This is a genomic window from Kumtagia sp., assembly GCF_059502445.1.
In genome coordinates this window covers 1-20985 of record NZ_JCACER010000029.1, presented here as the reverse complement: position 1 = coordinate 20985, position 20985 = coordinate 1, and the positions used below count along the sequence as shown (strand labels likewise).

Genomic DNA, 20985 nt, shown 5'->3' with positions numbered 1-20985 from the left:
TTGGCCTGTCGGGTAAGCTTTTCGTTGCCTGGCTGTGCCTGCCGTCCGCCTAGAAGCACCAGGAGAGGCCGGACTGGATCATCGTCACCAGTATGTCGGAGCCCTGCGCCGCCCAGGCGGCGAAAGCCGCGCCGGTGGCGACTGCCGCGACGGCGACTGCGGCGGCATACTTGACCGCGGACGGCAGGTGAATCTTGGCGAGCGACGTCATGGTTGGAAGATAGCGCCGGCGGCGGGCAGGTGAAAGAGGCCATCTTGACGCTGCCGCGGTGACAGGGCTTGCATTCGACCGGCGACCGTACCAACTCTCAAGTCCTTTGTTGTTCGACCTTGAGGAGATCGTCCATGCGTTGCATCGCGCTCTGTCTCGCGACAGCCTTTTTCGGCATATCGGCCGGCTCGGCCTTTGCCCAGCAGGTCGGCGAGGTCGGGGTCGACTGGTTCGGCAACGACATCATCGTGGAGGCGATCAAGGACCCGAAGGTCGACGGCGTCACCTGCCACGTGTCCTATTTCGACCGTGGCGTCGTCGACCGGCTGCAGAAGGGCAACTGGTTCGAGGACCCGTCCGATTCGGCGATCTCCTGCGAGCAGACCGGGCCGATCACCATCCGCGACATCGAATTCGGCCAGGGTGGCGAGGAGGTGTTCAAGCAGGGCATCAGCCTGATCTGGAAGAAGCAGGTGGTGAACCGCATCTACGACAAGGCCAACCAGACGCTGATCTATCTCTCGCATTCCAGGCAGGTGCAGGACGGCTCGGCCAAGATGGCGATCTCCACCGTTCCCCTCTACGGCCAGGAGGTCGTGTGGACGAACGGCAAGCCGCAATGAGGCCGCGCACCCCGCCGGTGCTCGTCCGGGGCGCCTGAATGGCTGTCGATCCCGATCTGCGCTTCAAGGATCCCGAACCCCGCATCCACCCGACGGCGGAACTCAAATCCTGCCGGCTGGGTCGCTACGCGGTGGTCGGCGAGCGCGTGATCCTGCGCGAGGTCGCCGTCGGCGACTTCTCCTATTTCGAGCGCCATGCCGAGGCGATCTACACGACGATCGGAAAATTCTGCTCGATCGCCGCCAACACCCGCATCAACGCGCTGGAACATCCGATCGAGCGGGTCACCAGCCACAAGGTCAGCTACCGGCCGAACGAATTCTTCCGTTATCTCGGCGTCGACGCGGCCTTCCGCGAGCGCCGGCGGGCAAAGCAGGTGTCAATCGGCAACGATGTCTGGATCGGCCACGGCGCGGTCGTCCTGCCGGGGGTGTCGATCGGCAATGGCGCGGTGGTCGGTGCCAACGCGGTGGTCACGAAGGACGTGGCGCCGTTCGAGATCGTCGCCGGAGTGCCGGCAAAACGGCTGCGCCCGCGGTTCGACGACACCGTCTGCCGCCGCATTGCCGCGCTTGCCTGGTGGGACTGGCCGCTGGAGCGGCTGGTGAAAGCCATTCCCGACATGCAAACCCTGCCGATCGAGGCTTTTCTGGCTCGCTGGGAAGGCCAAAAAGACTGATCGGCGTCGCTCCTCGCGCCGGCTGTCCCTGTCTATCGTCCTGTAAGATTTTGCGACCGATTGTGCCCGGAACCTTCGCGAGTCCCGCGGGTTGAGGCGGCGAGGGACTAGCAAAGGAGATATCAAGATGAAACGCAGCCTTCTGTTCGCCGCCTCCGTCGCCGGTATCGCCGCCCTCGCGGCTCCGAGCTTCGCCGAGAGCCCGGCACAGTCCGGCAATCCGGATTCGACCGGCCAGACGCAGATCAATCCGGGAGTCCAGCAGCTCAACGCCGAGGGTGCTGACGGCACCGATGCGATGACCACCTCCAGCATCACCAGCGTCGAGACGCTCGTTCCGGTGATGGCGCAGGGCACGACGACGGCCGGCCAGATCCAGACCATCCGCGAAGTGTCGACCGTTCGCGTGGTGAAGGTGAATGACTGGGCCAGCGCCGACAAGCAGGCCTTCGACGCCGCCATGAGCCAGAACATGCAGCCGGTGAGCGATCTGCGCGCGGCGCTGGTCGCCAACCAGGCCGTGAGCGCACGGCTGACCGAGCAGCAGATCCGCACGGACAATGTGGTGGCAACGCAGATCCAGCCCGACGGATCGATGGTCGTCTATGTCTATGACGGCGCCTGATTAGCCCTTCGATGACCACTTGAGTGCCGGCCGCTTGGCCGGCACTTTCTTTTGGGCAGACTCCCCGCTTCGTGCTATCGCATCCCGTGGACGGGTGAATCTCCTGCCGCTGCCGTAATGTCTTGCCGCCCTGGAGCAGGCAGATAGCGCCGCAAGCCGTCGCGTCCAAGCCGGCTAAGGAGAACGATGTCCGCATTCGCCCTGTCGCTCGTGCTGTTCGCGGCCGTGCTGCATGCCAGCTGGAACGCACTGGTCAAGGCGGCGTCCGACCGGGCGCTGGTGCTGGCAGCGGTTTCGGGCGCGCATGCCGCGACGGGGCTGGCGCTGATCGCGATCTCGTCGCCGCCGGCTATGGCGAGCTGGCCGTCGATCGCGGCTTCGACGCTGATCCACTACATCTATTACGCGCTGCTGTTCCAGGCCTACCGGCTGGGCGACCTCAGTCAGGTCTATCCGATCTCGCGCGGACTGGCGCCCGCCCTGGTGGCGCTTGGAACGTTCCTGATCATCGGCGAGACGCTGTCGCCGCAGGGCTGGGCGGGATTGGCGGCGATCTCCTTCGGCATCGGCCTCCTGGCGCTGCAGCGCGGCGCGGTGCATGCCGATCCGCGCGCCGTGGGCGTGGCGGCACTGCTCGGCCTGACGATCGCCGCATACTCGGTGGCCGACGGCATCGGCATCCGGGTTTCGGAAAGTCCGCTCGGCTACATGGGCTGGCTATTCCTGCTGGAGGCGCCGGTGGTGCTGGCGATCCTGTGGAACCGGCACGTCAAAAAAGGCACGATCTCGTGGCGGGTGTTCGGCCTCGGCCTGATCGGCGGCGCCTTCTCCGTCACCGCCTACGGCACGGTGCTCTACGCCAAGACGATCGCGCCGATCGGCGCGGTGTCGGCGGTACGCGAATCGAGCGTGGTGATCGCGGCGCTTATCGGCGTTGTCTTCTTCGGCGAGCGGCCGTGGCGATGGCGCCTGGCGGCGGCCCTGGTGGTGGCCGCCGGCGTGATCCTGCTCGCCGCATCCGGCTGACCGCCCTCGCGGAAGGACCCGGCGAGGGCCAGCTTCGCCGGGTCCCGAGCGCCGGGTCGTTCCGGTCAGAACGTGCCCGAGCGCTTGTCCATGGTCGACGCGGTCGTGCCCGTGCCGCCGCGTACCCGCAGATTGTTCTGGACGTTGGTCACGCCCGATACGGCTTCGGCGATGTCCTCGGCCTGGCGTTTGGCCATGCGGCTGTCGACCTCGCCGGACAATGTGACCTCGCGATCGCTCACCTCGACCTCGATGTCGCTGGCGTCCAGCCAGCCGGCGTCGGTCAGGCGGTCGTTGACATCCTCCTTGATGCGTTCGTCGGAGCGGGCGTAGTTTTTCGGGCCGCGGCCGCGATACTGGTCCATCTCGCGGCGGCGTTCGGCATCATGGTCGCCGAACCAGGACGACACCTCGTCGGAGGCCTTGTCCCAAAAGTCGCGCCCGCCCTCGGACGCACCGCGCCGCCCGCCGCCGTAGGAGCGTTCGCGCGACCAGCGGCCGGACCTTCCGCGAGAGCCGTAGTCCTCGCCGCCATAACCGTAGCCATAGCCGCTGTCGCCGGGCGAGTAGCCGCTGCTTTGCGGGAAGGCGCCGCGCGACTGCCATTCGTCGCGTCCGCGATAGCCGCTCTCGTAGCCGCCGGGTTCGCCGCCATAGCCGTAGCCGCCGCGGTCGCGGCGCTGGGCATAGCCGTATTCGTCGCCGGCGGACCATTCGTCCCGACCGACATTGCCGCCCTGCTGGCGGAAATCCTCCTGGTAGCCGCCCTGCTGGCGATAGTCGCGGCTGAACTGGTCCTGCTGCCGGCCGCGGTCGCCATAGTCGCCGCCCTGCTGGCGGCTGCGACCGTATTCGGTATCGAAATCCTCGCGGCCGCGATGCTCGCCGCGCATGCCTCTGCGATTGTCCATGTCCGTCTCCTCTCTGGAAAACTGCTCTGTACAGGAAACCAGCTTGCGGGCATCCTGTTCCAGGAACGGACATGGATTTGTCGGCCGCGGGCCCGATGCGGATCACATGCTGTTCAGGTGCAGGAGGTTGCCGTCGGGGTCCTTGAACCAGACGGTCTTGATGCCGTCGCCGACATGGATGTCGCCGACCAGCCGCGCGCCCGGCATGTCGGCGTAATGCTCGAAGACGACGCCCTTGGCCTTGAGGTCGGCGACGATCGTCTCGATGTCGTCGCCGACGCCCCAGACGACGGCATTGGCCTTGTTGGTGCCGGCCATCTCCGAGCGGTAGACGACGAGATGCGTCCCGCCGGTGCGGAAAGTCAGCACATGGCCCTCGAACTCCTCTTCGAGGTCGAGGCCGAGCGTGTCGCGGTAGAATTTCTTGGCGCGCTCGATGTCGCTGACGGCGACGATCGCCGCGGAGGACTTTTCCTTCAGCATGCTGCTTCTCCCTTTCGGTTGCCCCGCTTTCTGAAAGACGTCCGGGGATGTCCGGTTCCGACAGGGCAGATGCCTCGCGCATGCCGCCGCCGCTAATCCTCCGCCGTCGCCAGCGCTTCGAGCGCCGAGAGGTCGCGCAGCTCCAGCCGGTTGCCGTGCTTCTCGACCAGCCCCTTCTTGGCGAGCGTGCTCATCTCGCGCGACACCGCTTCCCTGTGCGTGCTGATCTTGGCCGCCAGCTCGAAATGGGTGGGCGCCGGGCAGATCGAAACACGCCCGTTGGCTGGCTCGATCTCGTCGGCCCGGCGCAGCAGCTCGAGGATCAGCCGCTTGCGCACCACCAGCGTGCTGAACTCGAAAACCCGGTCGGTCATGCGGCGCAGCAGCGCCGACAAGTGCTCCAGCAGAAGCCAGGCCAGATTGGGATGGTTATGCACGAGCTCGCGAAAGGCGGCGGCGGACAGCCGCGCCGCGCGTGTCGGCTCCAGCGCGACGACGCTGGCCGAACGTTCCTTGCCGTCGATGCAGGCGAGCTCGCCGAAAATGTCGCCCTGCACGAGATCGCGATAGGAGATCTCGCGGCCATCCTCGGAAAACAGCGTGACGCGCGCCCGGCCGTCGAGAAGGAAGAAGACGTCGCGGTCGGTGTCGCCATGGGCGATGATCAGCGCGCCGGGGCGGTAGCCGGATGCCGCCCAGCGCCCGGCCAGCGCGGCGAAATCGGCATCGGAAAGCCTCGACAGGAAGGCCGTGGAAGTCGTCACTGCAATCTTTCCCCTCTTTTCCCCGACTTTACCGCTCCTGCCCGCATATCGGAAGCGCGGCGGCCCGAGCCCGGAATCCGGCGCCAGTGCGCCCAGTGCGGATTTCGCCGGGACTGTGCGAAACCGCACAGACGGTTCGGCGCGATGCCCGTATCCTTCCGCCATTACCTGGACGGTGCCGGCCTGAAAGACGGCACACGGTGCAGGAGGACAAACGATGGAACCCTGGACATTTTTGGCACACCTGGCATCGGCGCTCCGCGAATTCATCCTGCCGAGCTACAGGCCGGAGCTCTATTACATGCGCGGGCCCGGCCCGGCCACCCGGCGCATGCTGAATCGGCGCGGCCGCATGTGAAGGCTTCCATGCCAGCCGGACCGCGGATGGAACATCAGGCGAAAGGCGACGGCGGGTCCGTCCTCCCCGGCCCCGACGGCCGCGCCCGTTCCACCAACGACGGTCCGGCTGGCCATGGTGCGGAAAAGGCGGCGTGGCGGACAAAGGTCGGGCGTATCCGCCGCGCCGCCTGAGCTTCGAGGCGCTTCGGTGCTGTCGCCAGCCATCCGGTATCCGTGACCCGCTCGCGCTTCTTCGACTCACACATCTCGTCCTCGCCACGCCCGGCGTCGCCGTCTGGCCATTGAGGAAGTCGGGAAGACGGGCGGCCGCAGGATCGCTCATCTAAATTTTAATGCGACCTTTCGGCCGCCCGTCCGGTGCTTCTTCGCTGCTTCATTTCCGGGTCATGGGATCGTACTCCGACTTGAGTGACGCCGGCGATATCCTTCATGACGGCTCCTGAGGCCATACCGGAGCCCCGTCCCGCTCATTCTTCGGGATCGGTAGAAACTCTGAAGCAGCGCCGGACCTCGCGGCCACGTTAGCCGCTACCTTCCGGACACCGATCCCTCCCCGCAGACCACCGTCATGATCGGCGTTCCCGCAGAAGGGACTGCCGGCAAGGATAAGAAAGGTGGAGAGGCCGGGGATAAGAATCGGCCGGAACGCCGCTACCTTGGCTTGCCGAGATCGCGGCGAGGTGGCGTAAGTACCCGCGCCGGCTTGTTTTTTCTGGTCGCGCCAACCTTGCAGCGCCGCCACTTTTCCGCCGACAGCAAATAATCTGTCCCCTGCGCGGAGCACGCGCCCGGGCGGTCGCTGACGGAAATCGGCGCGGGACGTGCTCCCGCGCCGATTTTCCGTGAGCTAACGATTCTGGCGGGTGTTGTCGGTCTGGCCGCCGCGCTGCTGCTTGTCGCGCTGCTTGTCGCCGCCCATCTGGCCGCTCTTCTCCTGCCCGCCGGTGCCGCCGCGCTCAGCCTCCTGCTGGCGGCCGCGCTCCTTCATGTCCTGCTTCATGTCGCGGTCGCTCTGGCCGCTCTTCTTGTCCTTGTCAGGCATCTTGACCTCCCTGGTCGCAGTCGAGGCATTGCGCCTCGCAGCAACGAACGAGGAATGGGGGCAGGTTGTTCCGGGGGGCTGCAGGGGAAGCGAACTCGCCCAAGAGGTCTGGCCGGTTCGCCGATAGATGACGAACGGTCCTCTCGTTGACCGCAGCCATTGTCACCACGCTGCTGAAATCCGCCATGGCCGCTGATCCACCGCTTGTTGTGTTCGAACGCCGGCGCCGTCATGACGTGTCGGGAGGTTCCAGCGCCCAGACGGTAAGCCCATGCACGATGTTCAAGATCTCGTGCACGTCATGGTCAGGCTTTCGCTGCCAGCATGGCGGTCAGCTGGGCTTCAGCGGCCGCAGGCGGTGAAACCGGCGCGCGCCGGCAGCTTCCGTCTTTTGCGTGAGCGCGGTGTCGGGCACTCGGTGATACCGGGAAACAGGATGCGCGGGGCGACGTGCGGGGCACATGGCGGCGGCAGTGGCGGACGGCCTCCCTAGCGGATCGAGGAGCGGCAGGCATATAGTCCGCCGGCCGGGTGGCTGACCCTTGGCGGCGGCCCGCCTAGCCGGCACTTCCCTTTTTCCCTTGTGGGAGAAGGTGGTCGACCGGTGGCTAGTGAAGTTCCGCTATTGACATATCGATTTTCTCAAGATGGGGATTAAGTATATTTTGTATGATATCGGCTTCAAGGAGTAGATATATAGGTACTTTGACTTCTACAATAAGCTGTCTACAGCCATTCTTCCAAGGTTGAAATTTTCCATCTTTTGCTTTCCTTTTCTGTCGTTCAAACAGGTCTCGGTATCTGCGCGGCGGGACTCCGAAGAAATGGCGGAATATTGTATGTGGAAATTCGTAGTAGTCTCCGCGCGTATGGCCGTCTATCGATATGGAGTCAGCGTGAAGCTCACTAGCTAGGCTCTTTGGATAAGGTTCAAGGAAGACGACTTGCTTGAGACCAGCAGCGACAATATGCTTAGCGCACATATGACACGGAAAAGTTGTACAGTATAACGTCGCATCTGCTGTTAGTAGGCCGCGTCGCGCAGCATCGACGATAGCTGACATCTCTGCGTGGATTATTCTACCATATTCCAGCGCGTCCATAAATTGGGACTTAGAGAAATCGAACTCCATTTTGAAGTTGTCGGGCAGCTGCTTCGAGATAATCTCGTTTAGTTCACGAAATATCTCTTTTTTCCTTTTCTGGTTAGAATCTTCTTTTCGGACGTAATCGCGGTCATCATTAGGATCATCACACCAATAGGTTCCGCCCCCTCCTTTTGGAACTTCGTTGCTCCCGAGAGATATCACTTCCCCTTGCTTTGTAAATATTGCTGCGCCTACTTGCCGAGAAAGATCTAAGCTTCTTAAGGATGCTGACTTTGCGATGTACAATCCGTATTCGTCTCTCGTGGGAGAAATGTTATTTGCCCCAAATATCAATTTGATAAAGCGATCGATCTGATCCTCGATCGCTTTTTCGTTCACGTCTGCATTTATTATATAATCGGCGTCATGGAAGACATCGCTTATTCGTTGGCCGTGCTCGTCGCTTGCTTCGTTTTCATCAATTTCTACAAGGTTTTCAGCATGCTTTCTAAAGCTATTGTTATCCGGAGAGTTGTGCGAATCCGCAATACTGCTGGCAAGGTTGTCTACTCGGTTGCTGCGTTTGGAGTATATCGATATCTGAAAAAATAGCCTCCCGTACACGGATCGCAAGAGATCGATCTCTTCGCGTCGCTTGAATTGCCTCATTATATACGCAAATTTTTGAGGAACATCCGATCCGGTTGTGAAAACAGCTTTTCTTTTCTCGATAACCTGATCGATCGCAATCCCGGCCAGAAATGAGTCGTCATCGAATTTCGTTCTTAAGGCGTCCCCAAACGCGATATGTGTTTCATATCTAGCTTCAAGAGGAGTCTTTTTGAGTTCCACCGGGATTAATGCTTTCGGTGCTATCTTGTCAAAGCTATCGGTCACTCGCGTTATGGCGACCTTGTACGCGTACGACTCTAACTTCTTTTCTAATATACCTATGCAGTTCTCAATATTCGTGCCAATTGCGGCAACAATGCCAAAGAATATTTCGGGGTCTTTAATTCTTTGGATAACTTTACTCATGGGTGGAACTTAGGTCTTTACCATGTGTTAAGGGGGTGTTAGTATGATTCCTTAAACGGAGACAGAATCGTGCCCCGCTCCGATGATCGCCCATCTGATGATCTCAAGGTGAGAAGAGATGCGGTTTTTTTTGCATCCTATGATAGCCTAGTCGAGTCATGGTTGGGTGCGCTCGCTGCGAATCAGCGCTGTGTTGTGGCCGATAAACCTCTAGTCGATATTCAGACAAATTGGCTTAGCGTCAAGTTGCACAGAAGCTCTCCGTGAGCTTTCAAGAGGTAGTTCCTCACACCCCCGTCACAAACCCGTCCAGCACCTTCTTCTGCCCGGCGCGGTCAAAATCGATCGTCAGCTTGTTGCCTTCGATGGCCGCGACGTTGCCGTTGCCGAACTTCTGGTGGAAGACGCGGTCGCCGATGTTGAAGGGGGAGGGGGTGTCGGCGACGCTTTTGGCCACCAGCTCGCCGTCGATGGTTTTTCCCTTCACCGAGCCGCGACCGGCGCCGTAGCCGGAATCGGTCTCGCCATAGCCGATGCGCTCGACCTGGTGGCCGGAGCGCGAGCCCCAGTTGCGGTCCGTCGCCTCGGTGCGGTTCGCTTGAGCCCGCTGCCAGCCGGGGGTGGCGTAGGTGTTGGAGAAGGAGCGGCCCTGGTCGCCGCCGCGCTGGCCGCCCGAGCCGCCGCTGTTGCCGCCGAGATTGTCGAAGCGCGAGGCGCCGTAGGGGTTTTGGCGGCCGGCCGAAAAGCCGCCGCCGGAGCGGCCGTAGGGCGAGCCGTAGCCGCCATAGGAGGTGTCGGCCTGCTGCACCTCGACATGCGCCTCCGGCAGCTCGTCGAGGAAGCGCGAGGGGATGGTCGACTGCCACAGGCCGTGGATGCGCCGGTTGGAGACGAACCACAGGTGCAGGTTGCGCTTGGCTCGGGTGAGGCCGACATAGGCGAGGCGGCGCTCTTCCTCCAGCGCCGAGCGGCCGCCCTCGTCGAGGGCCCGCTGGTGCGGGAACAGGCCTTCCTCCCAGCCGGGCAGGAAGACCGTCTCGAACTCCAGACCCTTGGCCGAATGCAGCGTCATGATGGAGACGGCGTCGAGCTCGGCGTTCTGCTCGGTGTCCATGACCAGCGCCACATGCTCCAGGAAGGCGCGCAGCGACTCGTATTCCTCCATGGAGCGGATCAGCTCCTTGAGGTTTTCGAGCCGGCCCGGCGCCTCGGCCGAGCGGTCGTTCTTCCACATCTCGGTGTAGCCGGATTCTTCGAGGATCGTCTCGGCCAGCTCGGTGTGCGGCGTAGTCTCCAGAAGCTCCTGCCAGCGGCGGAAGTTGGCGGCGAGCTGGCGCAGCGCCGCGCGCGGCTTCGGTTTCAGCTCGTCGCTCTCGGCAAGGGTTTCGGCGGCCGCCAGCATGGGCACGCCGAGCGCGCGCGCCGTGTCGTGCACCTGGCGGATGGCGGCCTCGCCCAGCCCGCGCTTCGGCACGTTGGCGATGCGCTCGAAGGCGAGGTCGTCGGCCGGCTGGGCGACGACGCGCATATAGGCCATGGCGTCGCGGATCTCCTGACGCTCGTAGAAGCGCGGGCCGCCGATGACGCGGTAGTTCAAGCCCAGCGTGACGAAACGGTCCTCGAACTCGCGCATCTGGAAGGAGGCGCGCACCAGGATGGCCATGTCGTTGAGCAAATGGCCCTTGCGCTGGTACTGCTCGATCTCCTCGCCGACGGCGCGCGCCTCCTCCTCCGAATCCCAGGCGGCGTGCACGGCGACCCTGGCGTCCTCGGGGTTTTCGCGCTCGGTGAACAGGGTCTTTCCGAGCCGGCCCTCATTGTGGGCGATGAGGTGGGAGGCGGCGCCGAGGATATGGGCGGTGGAGCGGTAGTTGCGCTCCAGCCGGATGACGGCGGCGCCGGGAAAATCCTTCTCGAAACGCAGGATGTTGTCGACCTCGGCGCCGCGCCAGCCATAGATCGACTGGTCGTCGTCGCCGACGCAGCAGATGTTGACGGGGGTTCTTCCCTCCCCCCTTGCGGGGGAGGTGGCGGCGAAGCCGCCGGAGGGGGTACGTCCGGCAGTGCTCGACGTTCTGGCGGTGCCTTCTGAGGGTACCCCCTCTGGCCTGCCGGCCATCTCCCCCTCAAGGGGGGAGAGATCGCGGCCGCCAGGCCGCACCCCATCCTTCGAGGAGGGCCGCTGCGCCAGCAACCGCAGCCACATGTACTGCGCGGTGTTGGTGTCCTGGTACTCGTCGACGAGGATGTACCTGAAACGCCGGTGATACTCCGCCAGCACGTCGTGATGGGCGCGGAAGATGCGGATGGGGTGGCACAGAAGGTCGCCGAAGTCGCAGGCGTTCAGCGTCTGCAGGCGGTCCTGATAGGCCTTGTAGAGCGCGCGGCCCTTGCCGTTGGCGAAGGCGCGGGCGTCGCCCTCGGCGATCTCGGCGGGGCCCAGCCCCTTGTTCTTCCAGCCGTCGATCATCTGCGCGAACTGGCGCGCCGGCCAGCGCTTGTCGTCCAGCCCCTCGGCCTGGATGAGCTGCTTGATGAGGCGGATCTGGTCGTCGGTGTCGAGAATGGTGAAGCTGGAGCGCAGGCCGGCCAGCTCGGCATGGCGGCGCAGCATCTTTACGCCGATCGAATGGAAGGTGCCGAGCCAGGGCATGCCCTCGACCTGCTCGCCGACGAGCAGGCCCACCCTCTGCTTCATTTCCCGCGCGGCCTTGTTGGTGAAGGTGACGGCGAGGATCTGGCTGGGGAAGGCGCGGCCGGTGGCAAGGATGTGGGCGATGCGGGTGGTGAGCACGCGCGTCTTGCCGGTGCCGGCGCCGGCAAGCACCAGCACGGGGCCTTCGGTGGTCTCCACCGCCAGCCGCTGCTCGGGGTTCAGGCCGTTGAGGTAGTCGGGCGTCCGGTTGTTGTGGCCGGCCCTGGCCGCCATGGCGCGCGCGGCGATGCCGCCTTCCGGGCGCGGGGGCGCCGGGGCGTGCGCAGACGCGCCGCGCGGGGCAGGCGCGTCGTCGTCGAAGAAAGGCAGGTCGTCCGGTGACATCGCCACCGAATGTAGTGATTCGGGTGGGAAAGGCCAGCGGCGTTTCCGTTTTGTACCGAAAAGCAAGAGGAGAAGGCGCGAGGCCGAGGAATTATTTCCTTGGCGTTGGCGGTGCCGCTCTCGCGAATCAACCAGTGTTTGACAGTCTGCTGCCGGAGGTTGAAGACTGCGCTGGCGCGGCGGCTGCGACAGGCAAGAGGGAGGCGACCCTTGGTCATCGGCATCACGGCTCTGGTTCTGGCGCTCATCGGTCTGGCCATCGGCGCCGGCGGCATCTGGCTCGCGGTGCTCGGCGGCAGCTGGTACTACGTCGTCGCCGCGCTCGGCTTTCTTGCCACCGCGCTGCTTTTGGTGCGCAGGCGCCAGACGGCGCTATGGGTCTACGCGCTGCTTCTGGTCGGCACGCTCGCCTGGGCTATCTGGGAGGTCGGCTTCGACTGGTGGCAGCTCGGCCCGCGCGGCGGCGTCATCGTGCTGATCGGCCTGTGGCTGCTGACCCCCTGGGTGCGGCGCCGGCTTGCGGGCTCCGGCGGGGCCACGGCGCTCGGCATAGCCGTGCTGGCGGCGCTGGTGGTCGCCGGCTATGCGATGACCACCGACCGCTACGACATCCCCGGCGCGCTGCCCACTGAACAGGTCGCGGCCGCGCCCAATCTTGGCGGCGGCGCGATGCCGCCGGGCGAATGGCATTTCTACGGCCGCACCCCCTTCGGCCAGCGCTATTCGCCGCTCGCCCAGATCACGCCGGAAAATGTCGGCTCGCTGCAGCCCGCCTGGACGTATCGCACCGGCGACGTGCGCGGCCCCGACGACGTGACCGAGACGACCTATCAGGTGACGCCGCTGAAAATCGGCGAGCTGCTCTACATCTGCACGCCGCACAATTGGGCCATCGCCATCGAGGCGGAGACCGGCAAGGAGCGCTGGCGCTTCGATCCCAGGGTCGGGCTGGAGAAGGACCGCCAGCACCAGACCTGCCGCGGCGTCGCCTATCACGCGGTGGCGGGTGCACCGGCCGGCCAGCCATGCGCCGAGCGCGTCTACCTGCCGACCTCGGACGCGCGGCTGATCGCGCTGGATGCCGGGACGGGCGAGATCTGCACGAGCTTCGCCGAGGGCGGCACGCTCAACCTGCTCGCCAACATGCCCTATGCCGACAAGGCGGGCTATTATTATTCGACCTCGGCGCCGCTGATCGCCGGCGGCAAGATCATCGTCGGCGGCGCCGTCAACGACAATTATTCGACGGAAGAACCGTCCGGCGTCATCCGCGCCTACGACGCCGTCACCGGGGCGATCGTGTGGGCCTGGGATTCCGGCAACCCGGACCGCACGACGCCGCTCGGGCCGGGCGAGACCTATACCCACAACTCGCCCAACATGTGGTCGACGGCAAGCGCCGACGAGGCGCTGGGGCTGGTCTACATCCCGCTCGGCAACCAGACGCCCGACCAGCTCGGCATGAACCGCAGCGAGCATGTGGAAAAATACTCGTCGTCGATCACGGCGCTCGACCTCGATACCGGCCAGGTGCGCTGGGTGCGGCAGACCGTGCATCACGACCTGTGGGACATGGACGTGCCGGCGCAGCCGAGCCTGATCGACATCACCACGGCGAACGGCGTGATGCCGGCGCTGGTCGGGCCGACCAAGCAGGGCGACATCTACGTGCTCGACCGGCGCAGCGGCGAGCCGATCATCCCCGTCAACGAGGTGCCGGCGCCGGGCGGCGCCATCGAAGGCGACTTTACCGCGCCGACACAGCCGGTCTCGGACCTCACCTTCATGCCGCCGCCGCTCACCGGCGCGGACATGTGGGGCGTCACCATGTTCGACCAGCTCGCCTGCCGCATCGAGCTGCGCCGGCTGCGCTACGAGGGCCGCTATACGCCGCCCTCGGTGCAGGGCACGCTGGTCTTCCCCGGCAATTTCGGCACCTTCAACTGGGGCGGCGTGGCGGTCGACCCGGTGCGGCAGGTGATGTTCGGCATGCCGACCTATCTTGCCTTCAAGTCCGAGCTCGTCCCCCGCGCGGAAGTGCCGCCGCCGGACGAGGGGCGCGGCAGCGAGCAGGGGCTGAACCGCAACGAGGGCGCGCCTTATGCCGTGGTCATGGGACCGTTCCTGTCGCCGCTCGGCATCCCCTGCCAGGCGCCGCCCTGGGGTTTCGTCGCCGGCGCCGATCTGAGGACGGGAAAAATCGCCTACCGGCACCGCAACGGCACGGTGCGCGACATGACCCCGCTGCCGCTGCCGTTCAAGGTCGGCGTGCCCGGCATCGGCGGGCCGATGATCACGGCCGGCGGCGTGGTGTTTCTGGGCGCGGCCGTCGACGACTATCTGCGCGCCTACGACCTGACCACCGGGCGGCAGCTCTGGGAGGCGCGCCTGCCTGCCGGCGGCCAGTCGACGCCGATGACCTTCGAAGCCTCCGACGGGCGCCAGTTCGTCGTCATGGTGGCCGGCGGCCACGGCTCGATCGGCACCAGGGCGGGGGATTATGTGATTGCCTATACGCTGCCGCGGTGAGGGGCGATCCGAGCGTTGTGGCCTTGCGATGTCGTTCGCGCCCTCAACGCTTCCCCCTTGCGGGCAGGGTATCGTATATCGAGTTACCCCCACCCCTGGCCCTTCCCCGCAAGGGGGGAGGGTTATCGCGTATCGGATTTCAGCGAATGCTGCTCGGCCCGCACCCCCACCCCTAACCCCTCCCCACAAGGGGGAGGGGGACCTTGCGGCCGTCGTGCAACGCGAAACCGTCGACGATTGTGCCTGGCGGAGAGCCAGGCGGTCCCCCTCCCCCTTGTGGGGAGGGGTTAGGGGTGGGGGTAATCTGGCGCGGACGTGATCAAGGCAGGAGGCCGCCGCTAACAAAACGCTGCGAAATCCCTATATCAGGCGCATCCAATCCGAGAAGCGAGGACACCACCATGGCAACCGAACGCGCAGTGCTTGCCGGCGGCTGTTTCTGGGGCATGCAGGATCTGATCCGCCGCCTGCCCGGCGTGATCTCCACCCGCGTCGGCTATTCCGGCGGCGACGTGCCGAACGCCACCTACCGCAACCACGGCAGCCATGCCGAGGCGATCGAGATCGTGTTCGATCCCGAAAAAATCGGCTACCGCGACCTGCTCGAATTCTTCTTCCAGATCCACGACCCGAGCACCCGCGACCGGCAGGGCAACGACGTCGGCACCAGCTACCGCTCGGCGATCTTTTATATCGGCGACGAGCAGAAGCGCGTGGCGGAAGACACCATCGCCGACGTCGACGCCTCCGGCCTGTGGCCGGGCAGGGTGGTGACCGAGGTCACGCCGGCCGGCGCCTTCTGGGAGGCCGAGCCGGAGCACCAGGATTACCTGGAGCGCTACCCCAACGGCTACACCTGCCACTTTCCGCGGCCGAACTGGAAGCTGCCGAGGCGGGAGGAGCGGAAGAGCGCGTGAGGGGTTCTCAGACCCGAGCCGACCGGCGCAAGGTCAACGCCGCAAGCAGCAGCATCGGGATCGCCGGATTGACGATCTGGATCGCGATCAGGACGGGTTCGCCGATCCAGCCGGCCAGATAGGCTTTCAGCGAGAGCATGAGCACGGCGTGGATCAGGATGCCGGCGAGCACGGTCGCGGCGACGGCGGGCACTCCCAGGTCCGGCCGCCGCAGGGCGATCCAGAAGGCCCGGAGCGACAGCGGCAGGAACAGCAGGATCGAGGTGACGAGGCCGGGATTGTAGCTGCCGTTCGCCAGCGCCGGCCCGATATGCGCGACCGCGTTGACCGACACCACGCCGAAGAAGCTGAGCGCGATCGCCGGCCAGCGGCGTCCGAGCAGGGCCGAGATCGGGCCCGCCAGCCATACCAGCGGGATGTTGACTGCCGTGATGAAGGCCTCTGGGACCGGGCAGGCGGCCGCGTCGGCAGAGCCGAATGTTTCGCACATCATCGCGCGGAAGGCATAGGGCTGGCCTTCCGCGTCGATGCCATGCTCCTCGAATTGGTGCAGCAGATAGGCCGCGGTGGCCGCCCAGGCGAGCCACACCATGTCGCGGCTGCGCGGCATCGTGCGGTCGCCGCGCAGCTCGCCGAACAGCAGACCGGCGAGCACCGCAGCCGCGAAGCCGAGTCCGATCCATGGCCAGAGATGCGAGAACGAAGGCATCGGGCGAGCTTAGAAGCCGCGCAGCGCCTCCGCCAGTCCGGCGCGCCGCATCGTTGACGCCGCCAGCGCCCGCCGCTAGCTTTCCCGCACGGCCGCGACGCAGCCGGCAGCCCGCGCCCGAAAGGGTTTTTGGCGAATGCGTCGACCTGGAAAGTCCAACCGGTAAACCCTTCCGGCGGAGACTTCGGTAATGCGGGCGCTGAGGTGGGAAAAAAGCTTCGCCGGGACGGAGAACCGGAACCCATGCGTACATTCTTGAACGCCAAGGCGATGGCGAAGGCCATGCGCGACGAGCTTGCCGCGCGCGGCGTGACGATCCAGCACGCCGAGGCGCTGGAGATCGTGGCCAAACAATTTGGGCTGGAGAGCTGGAACGTGCTGTCGGCGAAGATCGGCGAAGCGGAGGACGCGCCGTGGCGCTTCGAGCCGCCGGCGCCGATCGTCAGGATTTTCGACGAGGCGAAGGCGCGCGACTTCTATCTCGGCTTCCTCGGCCTGACGCTCGACTGGGAGCATCGTTTCGAGCCGGGCATGCCGCTCTACTGCCAGGTGTCGCGCGGGGCGCTGAAACTGCATCTCAGCGAGCACTCGGGCGACGCCAGCCCGGGGGCCAACATGCTGGTCTACATGACCGGCGTCGAGGCCTGGCAGAAGGAGCTGGCCGGCAAGAATTACAAATACAACCGCCCAGGGTTGCAAAGGCAAGACTGGGGGCTGGAATGCGAGGTCATCGACCCGTTCGGGAACAGGATCCGGTTTCTGGAGGTGTGACGGCGATCCCTCCCCCTTGAGGGGAGGGTGGCCGGACGCAGTCCGGCCGGGTGGGGTCGGTGCGGCAGTGCTCGGCGTTCTGGCGTCCGGGCGGTACCTTCTGAGGTTACCCCCTCCGCCCGCTTCGCGGGCACCACCCCCGCAAGGGGGGAGGGGACGCGGTGTCCGGCCGGGTGGGTCGCCGCGGCAGTGCTCGATGGTTCGGGAGGTGCCTCCTGAGGTTACCCCCTCCGCCCGCTTCGCGGGCACCTCCCCCGCAAGGGGGGAGGATGGCTACGGCGTGTCGTATTCGTTGCGCAGATTGGTGACGACGCGGCGGTTCTGCACCTTGCAGGACCTGTCGGTGCAGGCACGCACCTCGCGGTCCTTGCCGTAACCTTTTGCCCACATGCGCTTGGCGTCGACGCCCTTGGAGACGAGATAAGCCATGGCAGCGTCGGCGCGCTTCTGCGAGAGCGCCACCTGCTGGGCGTCGGAGCCGGAATCGTCGGCGAAACCCTGCAGCTTGACCAGCCAGCGCGGGTTTTTGACCAGCCAGGCGGCCTGCTGGTCGAGCGTCGTCCTGGCGACCGAATCCAGCTCGGCCGAGCCGGCGGCGAAGAAGGTGCGGCGGCCGACATTGAGGATGAAATCCTCCTCGCTGCCGGGCTGCATGTTGGCGAAGCCGGCGGCGGGGTCGTTGGTGTTGCCGATGTCGTTGGGGTTCACGGCGGCGGCGACCTGCGGGGTCTCGATTCCCGTGTTGGTGGAGGTGCAGGCGGCGAGCGCCAGCAGCAGGCAGGCGGCGAGCGGGCGCCGGAGGGCGTCGGGGCGAAAAATCATGATCGGCTGCCTACTCGGTTTCCGGCTCTTCGGGGCGGGCGAGCGACTTCCGCGCCTGCTCGGCCAGATGCGGCAGGACCTGCACGGCGGTGCCGACCGGGCAGCGCTGGTAGAGGTCGATGGCGTCCTCGTTGAACATGCGGATGCAGCCCGACGAGGCGTCGGTGCCGATGCTCCACGGAGCGATGGTGCCGTGGAAGCGGTAGCCGGTGTCGGCGCCGTCGCGGTGCAGGTACATGGCGCGCGGTCCGAGCGGATTCTTGGGCGAGCCACCCTCGACGAAGGCGGGCAATTCGGGATGGCGCTTGCGCATTTCCGGCGGCGGCGTCCAGCGCGGCCACAGCGCCTTGCGGTCGATGGTGGAGCGGCCGAACCACTGGAACCCCTCCTTGCCGACGCCGACGCCGTAGCGGATCGCCGTTCGGTTCTCCATGATCAGGTAGAGGAAGTGGTTGCGGGTATCGACGACGACCGTTCCCTGCGGCTCGCTCGACTTGAACTTGACGACCTGGCGGTGCCATTTCCTGTCAATCTTGGCGAAATTGGTCTTGGCGTAGGTGACGCCGTTGTCGACCGCGGTGCCGGCGAAATAGGACGCGGCCGCCGCCTCCGCGTCTCCCCCCACAAAGCCGGCCGCGGCCACGGCCAGCCCGCCGAGAACGACCTGGCGTCTCGAAAGAATCATCGACAACTTCCCCCTCGAAGCTTTTCGTGGCGCGGAGCATAATGCAGAGTTGTTTGCGTTCAAATGGAAATCGCCGATCTTGCCGGCAGGGTCAACGGCATGACTTTCGCCCGACGCGCGGGCTTGCCGGTTGATTTGCCGGCTGCGATCCTGCCAAGATGTCATGGCTTCCGGCGGACCGATCTGCCGGCCGGCGCCGTGGTCATTTGGTGATCGACGCATGAACATCCTGTCCCGGCGCGACCTGATCTGCGGGTTTGCTGCGGCGATACTGTCACCGCCGGCGGTGCGGCCTGCCCTCGCCCAGCAGGCGGGCGGTGCTCGCACCGACGCCACCTTCCTGTTCTCCAACGACGTGCATGCCTGCCGCATGGGCAACGGCCTCAGCCCGAACTGCGCGGAGGAGGGCAAGACCGACGCCAATTTGCTCAGCCACGTCGCGGCGCTGAACGGGCTGGAGCGCGGCCACTGGCCGAAGGAGGTGGCGGGCGCTGCCAGCGGGCTTGCCGGCGCCGGCCGGCCGATCGCCCGGCCGCTCGGGCTGGTGATCGGCGGCGACGTGACCGACGACGGCGGCGGCCAGACCGCGCTGCCGCACGAAGGCACGCAACTGCTGCAATTCAGCCACCGCTACCAGCAGGGTGTGGGGCCAGACCGGGTGCATTTTCCCGTCTATGTCGGGCTCGGCAACCACGATCTCGACCAGGACGGGCAGCCGCCCCGCGTCGACTGGTACCGCCGCGAGCTGCGCGACTATGTCGAGCTCAACCACCGGCCGGGCGTGTTCTTCAAGCCGCCGGTACCGGCCGACAATTATGACGTCGCCTCCGACTGCTATTCCTGGAACTGGGGCGGGCTGCACCTCGTGCAGCTCCACCGCTTCGGCGGTGACACGGCCAAGGGCGCGGCGAGCGGCCTGCCGTGGCTGAGGGACGATCTGAAGACCCATGCCGGCGACGGCCGGCCGGTGGTGCTGTTCCAGCACTACGGCTGGGATTCTTTCTCGATCGAGCGCTGGGATCCGACGAAAAGGACCTTCGACGACGACGGCGAGGGCGCGCCGCACTGGTGGAGCGAGGCGGAGCGGCAGGCGATGCTGGACGCGCTCGCGGGCTATAACGTCGTCGGCATTTTTCACGGCCACCAGCACGAGACGCCGATGATCTACCGCCGCGACGGCTTCGACCTGTTCAAGCCCAAGGCCGCCTACATGGGCGGCTTCGCGCTGGTGCGGGTCACGAACGACTTCATGGACGTCGTGCTGGGCGAGGCCGTGGATCGCCGCGGGGCGGTGCGCTTCACCAACGCGTTCAGCAAGGTGTTGGAGAAATGATGCCACCTTTCGGCGTGTCATACCCCCACCCCTAACCCCTCCCTCAAGGGGGAGGGGACTTTGCGGCCGCCACACGTGCAAATTCGTGGACGATTTGCGGCTGAGAAAGATGCCAGCCGGTCCCCCTCCCCCTTGAGGGGACGGTTAGGGGTGGGGGTATGAGGGGACGACTGCCAGTTTGAGCCTGGCGTGACAGTTGACCAGACGCAGCGAGCGGGCCTTGACTGGACCTGCGCTGCCGCCGGCCTATGTTCCGTCCATCCATCCGAGGGAGACCGCCATGACAGAACCCGTCATCACCCAGGCGATGATCGACGCCTATGACGAATACACGCATCTGACGCTGGACCGCCGCGGCTTCATGGAGAAGCTGACGAAGCTGGCGGGATCCGGCGCCGCCGCGGCGGTGATCGCGCCGATGCTGGCGGCAAATTCGGCGCAGGCCGCTGTCGTCGCCGAGGACGATGCGCGGCTGACGGCCGAGGACGTCGCCTGGCCGGGCGACGGGGGCGAGATGAAGGGCTATCTGGTGCGCCCCGCCGAGCAGAGCGGCAAGCTCGGCGCGGTCATCGTCATCCACGAAAACCGCGGGCTGAACGCCCATATCAGGGACGCGGCGCGGCGCATGGCGCTGGAAGGCTTCGTCGCGCTGGCGCCCGATTTTTTGTCGCCGCTCGGCGGCACGCCGGCCGACGAGGAGGCAGCGCGCGGGATGTTCTCGCAGCTCGATCCGGCGAAGACCGCGGCCAACGGCGTGGCGACGATCGCCTATCTGAAGGGCCGCGACGACGTCAACGGCAAGGTCGGCGCCATCGGCTTCTGCTGGGGCGGCGGCACGGTGAACAATCTCGCCGCCGCCGCGCCGGACCTCGCGGCCGGCGTCGCCTATTACGGCGCGCAGGTGAAGGACGAGGCGGCGATCGCCCGGATCGAGGCGCCGCTGCTGCTGCACTATGCCGGCCAGGACGAGCGCATCAATGCCGGCATCGACGCCTACAAGGCGGCGCTGACGGCGGCCGGCAAGGAATTCACGGTCCATGTCTACGAGGGCGCGCAGCACGCCTTCAACAACGACACGTCGCAGGCGCGCTACAACAAGGAGGCCGCGGATCTCGCCTGGGGCAGGACGGTGGCGTTCTTGAAGGAGAAGCTGGGGTAGGGGGCGGTTTTTATGCCGCCGGGTGATTGCGGGGCGCGAGCGCCCAGGACCCAATCCCGCGGCCATGATTTTCGACCGCTAAGGCCCCCTCTCCGTCTCGCCTTACGGGCTCGACACCTCTCCCCCACTGCGTGCTACGGCATGCACACATCTCTGAGAACCCAACCTT

20 protein-coding genes are annotated in these 20985 nt (G+C 65.6%); 10 read left to right on the top strand and 10 right to left on the bottom strand.

What is annotated here, in order from left to right; all coding sequences use genetic code 11:
• Positions 1–49: 49 nt before the first annotated feature.
• Positions 50–211 carry a hypothetical protein gene (locus AC5JDC_RS12350; protein ID WP_495841610.1) on the bottom strand — a complete coding sequence of 54 codons (162 nt, stop codon included), beginning with the start codon at positions 209–211 and terminating at the stop codon, positions 50–52.
• A 134-nt stretch (positions 212–345) separates the two neighbouring features.
• Here AC5JDC_RS12350 and AC5JDC_RS12345 point away from each other — a divergent pair, with 134 nt between their 5' ends.
• The 4 genes from AC5JDC_RS12345 to AC5JDC_RS12330 all read left to right on the top strand — a co-directional run bounded on the left by AC5JDC_RS12345 (position 346) and on the right by AC5JDC_RS12330 (position 3165).
• Positions 346–834, top strand: coding sequence for a CreA family protein (locus tag AC5JDC_RS12345; protein ID WP_106770948.1), 489 nt, complete (start codon positions 346–348; stop codon positions 832–834).
• A gap of 38 nt (positions 835–872) precedes the next feature.
• Positions 873–1514: a DapH/DapD/GlmU-related protein gene (locus AC5JDC_RS12340; protein ID WP_495841609.1), complete on the top strand. Its 642-nt coding sequence runs from the start codon at positions 873–875 to the stop codon at positions 1512–1514.
• Positions 1515–1641: 127 nt separating this feature from the next.
• On the top strand, positions 1642–2139 hold the full coding sequence (locus tag AC5JDC_RS12335) for a hypothetical protein (RefSeq protein WP_106770950.1): 498 nt from the start codon (positions 1642–1644) through the stop codon (positions 2137–2139).
• A 186-nt stretch (positions 2140–2325) separates the two neighbouring features.
• Positions 2326–3165, top strand: a complete 840-nt coding sequence (locus tag AC5JDC_RS12330) for an EamA family transporter (protein ID WP_495841608.1) — start codon at positions 2326–2328, stop codon at positions 3163–3165.
• A 65-nt stretch (positions 3166–3230) separates the two neighbouring features.
• On the opposite strand, the gene AC5JDC_RS12325 is transcribed toward AC5JDC_RS12330, so the two are convergent.
• The 3 genes from AC5JDC_RS12325 to AC5JDC_RS12315 all read right to left on the bottom strand — a co-directional run bounded on the left by AC5JDC_RS12325 (position 3231) and on the right by AC5JDC_RS12315 (position 5323).
• On the bottom strand, positions 3231–4076 hold the full coding sequence (locus tag AC5JDC_RS12325; protein ID WP_245428311.1) for a BON domain-containing protein: 846 nt from the start codon (positions 4074–4076) through the stop codon (positions 3231–3233).
• A gap of 102 nt (positions 4077–4178) precedes the next feature.
• Positions 4179–4559, bottom strand: a complete 381-nt coding sequence (locus AC5JDC_RS12320; protein ID WP_495841607.1) for a VOC family protein — start codon at positions 4557–4559, stop codon at positions 4179–4181.
• Positions 4560–4651: 92 nt separating this feature from the next.
• Positions 4652–5323, bottom strand: coding sequence for a Crp/Fnr family transcriptional regulator (locus AC5JDC_RS12315; RefSeq protein WP_495841606.1), 672 nt, complete (start codon positions 5321–5323; stop codon positions 4652–4654).
• Positions 5324–5540: 217 nt separating this feature from the next.
• On the opposite strand from AC5JDC_RS12315, the gene AC5JDC_RS12310 reads away from it, so the two are divergent.
• Positions 5541–5681 (top strand): hypothetical protein, encoded by a 141-nt coding sequence (locus tag AC5JDC_RS12310; protein WP_495841605.1) that lies wholly within the window; start codon positions 5541–5543, stop codon positions 5679–5681.
• 849 nt (positions 5682–6530) lie between these two features.
• Here the strand turns inward: AC5JDC_RS12310 and AC5JDC_RS12305 are convergent.
• The 3 genes from AC5JDC_RS12305 to AC5JDC_RS12295 all read right to left on the bottom strand — a co-directional run bounded on the left by AC5JDC_RS12305 (position 6531) and on the right by AC5JDC_RS12295 (position 11891).
• Entirely contained in the window at positions 6531–6725 is a 195-nt protein-coding gene (locus tag AC5JDC_RS12305; protein ID WP_106770954.1) for a hypothetical protein, read from the bottom strand.
• Positions 6726–7333: 608 nt separating this feature from the next.
• On the bottom strand, positions 7334–8851 hold the full coding sequence (locus tag AC5JDC_RS12300; RefSeq protein WP_495841604.1) for an anti-phage dCTP deaminase: 1518 nt from the start codon (positions 8849–8851) through the stop codon (positions 7334–7336).
• Between the two features lie 286 nt (positions 8852–9137).
• Positions 9138–11891, bottom strand: coding sequence for an ATP-dependent helicase (locus AC5JDC_RS12295; protein WP_495841654.1), 2754 nt, complete (start codon positions 11889–11891; stop codon positions 9138–9140).
• A 210-nt stretch (positions 11892–12101) separates the two neighbouring features.
• Here AC5JDC_RS12295 and AC5JDC_RS12290 point away from each other — a divergent pair, with 210 nt between their 5' ends.
• Positions 12102–14420: a glucose/quinate/shikimate family membrane-bound PQQ-dependent dehydrogenase gene (locus AC5JDC_RS12290; RefSeq protein ID WP_495841603.1), complete on the top strand. Its 2319-nt coding sequence runs from the start codon at positions 12102–12104 to the stop codon at positions 14418–14420.
• A gap of 401 nt (positions 14421–14821) precedes the next feature.
• Entirely contained in the window at positions 14822–15337 is a 516-nt protein-coding gene (gene msrA, locus AC5JDC_RS12285; RefSeq protein WP_495841602.1) for a peptide-methionine (S)-S-oxide reductase MsrA, read from the top strand.
• A gap of 7 nt (positions 15338–15344) precedes the next feature.
• Here msrA and AC5JDC_RS12280 read toward each other — a convergent pair whose 3' ends face one another.
• Positions 15345–16046: an HXXEE domain-containing protein gene (locus AC5JDC_RS12280; RefSeq protein ID WP_495841601.1), complete on the bottom strand. Its 702-nt coding sequence runs from the start codon at positions 16044–16046 to the stop codon at positions 15345–15347.
• A 243-nt stretch (positions 16047–16289) separates the two neighbouring features.
• On the opposite strand from AC5JDC_RS12280, the gene AC5JDC_RS12275 reads away from it, so the two are divergent.
• Positions 16290–16817 carry a glyoxalase superfamily protein gene (locus tag AC5JDC_RS12275; protein ID WP_495841600.1) on the top strand — a complete coding sequence of 176 codons (528 nt, stop codon included), beginning with the start codon at positions 16290–16292 and terminating at the stop codon, positions 16815–16817.
• 273 nt (positions 16818–17090) lie between these two features.
• Here AC5JDC_RS12275 and AC5JDC_RS12270 read toward each other — a convergent pair whose 3' ends face one another.
• Together AC5JDC_RS12270 and AC5JDC_RS12265 are read right to left on the bottom strand one after the other, a co-directional pair.
• Entirely contained in the window at positions 17091–17639 is a 549-nt protein-coding gene (locus tag AC5JDC_RS12270) for an OmpA family protein (protein WP_495841599.1), read from the bottom strand.
• 10 nt (positions 17640–17649) lie between these two features.
• Positions 17650–18324: a L,D-transpeptidase gene (locus AC5JDC_RS12265; protein WP_495841598.1), complete on the bottom strand. Its 675-nt coding sequence runs from the start codon at positions 18322–18324 to the stop codon at positions 17650–17652.
• 220 nt (positions 18325–18544) lie between these two features.
• Between AC5JDC_RS12265 and AC5JDC_RS12260 the strand changes: the two genes are divergently transcribed.
• Both AC5JDC_RS12260 and AC5JDC_RS12255 read left to right on the top strand, forming a co-directional pair.
• Positions 18545–19657: a metallophosphoesterase gene (locus AC5JDC_RS12260; RefSeq protein WP_495841597.1), complete on the top strand. Its 1113-nt coding sequence runs from the start codon at positions 18545–18547 to the stop codon at positions 19655–19657.
• A 280-nt stretch (positions 19658–19937) separates the two neighbouring features.
• On the top strand, positions 19938–20816 hold the full coding sequence (locus tag AC5JDC_RS12255) for a dienelactone hydrolase family protein (protein WP_495841596.1): 879 nt from the start codon (positions 19938–19940) through the stop codon (positions 20814–20816).
• The last annotated feature ends 169 nt before the right edge of the window (positions 20817–20985 follow it).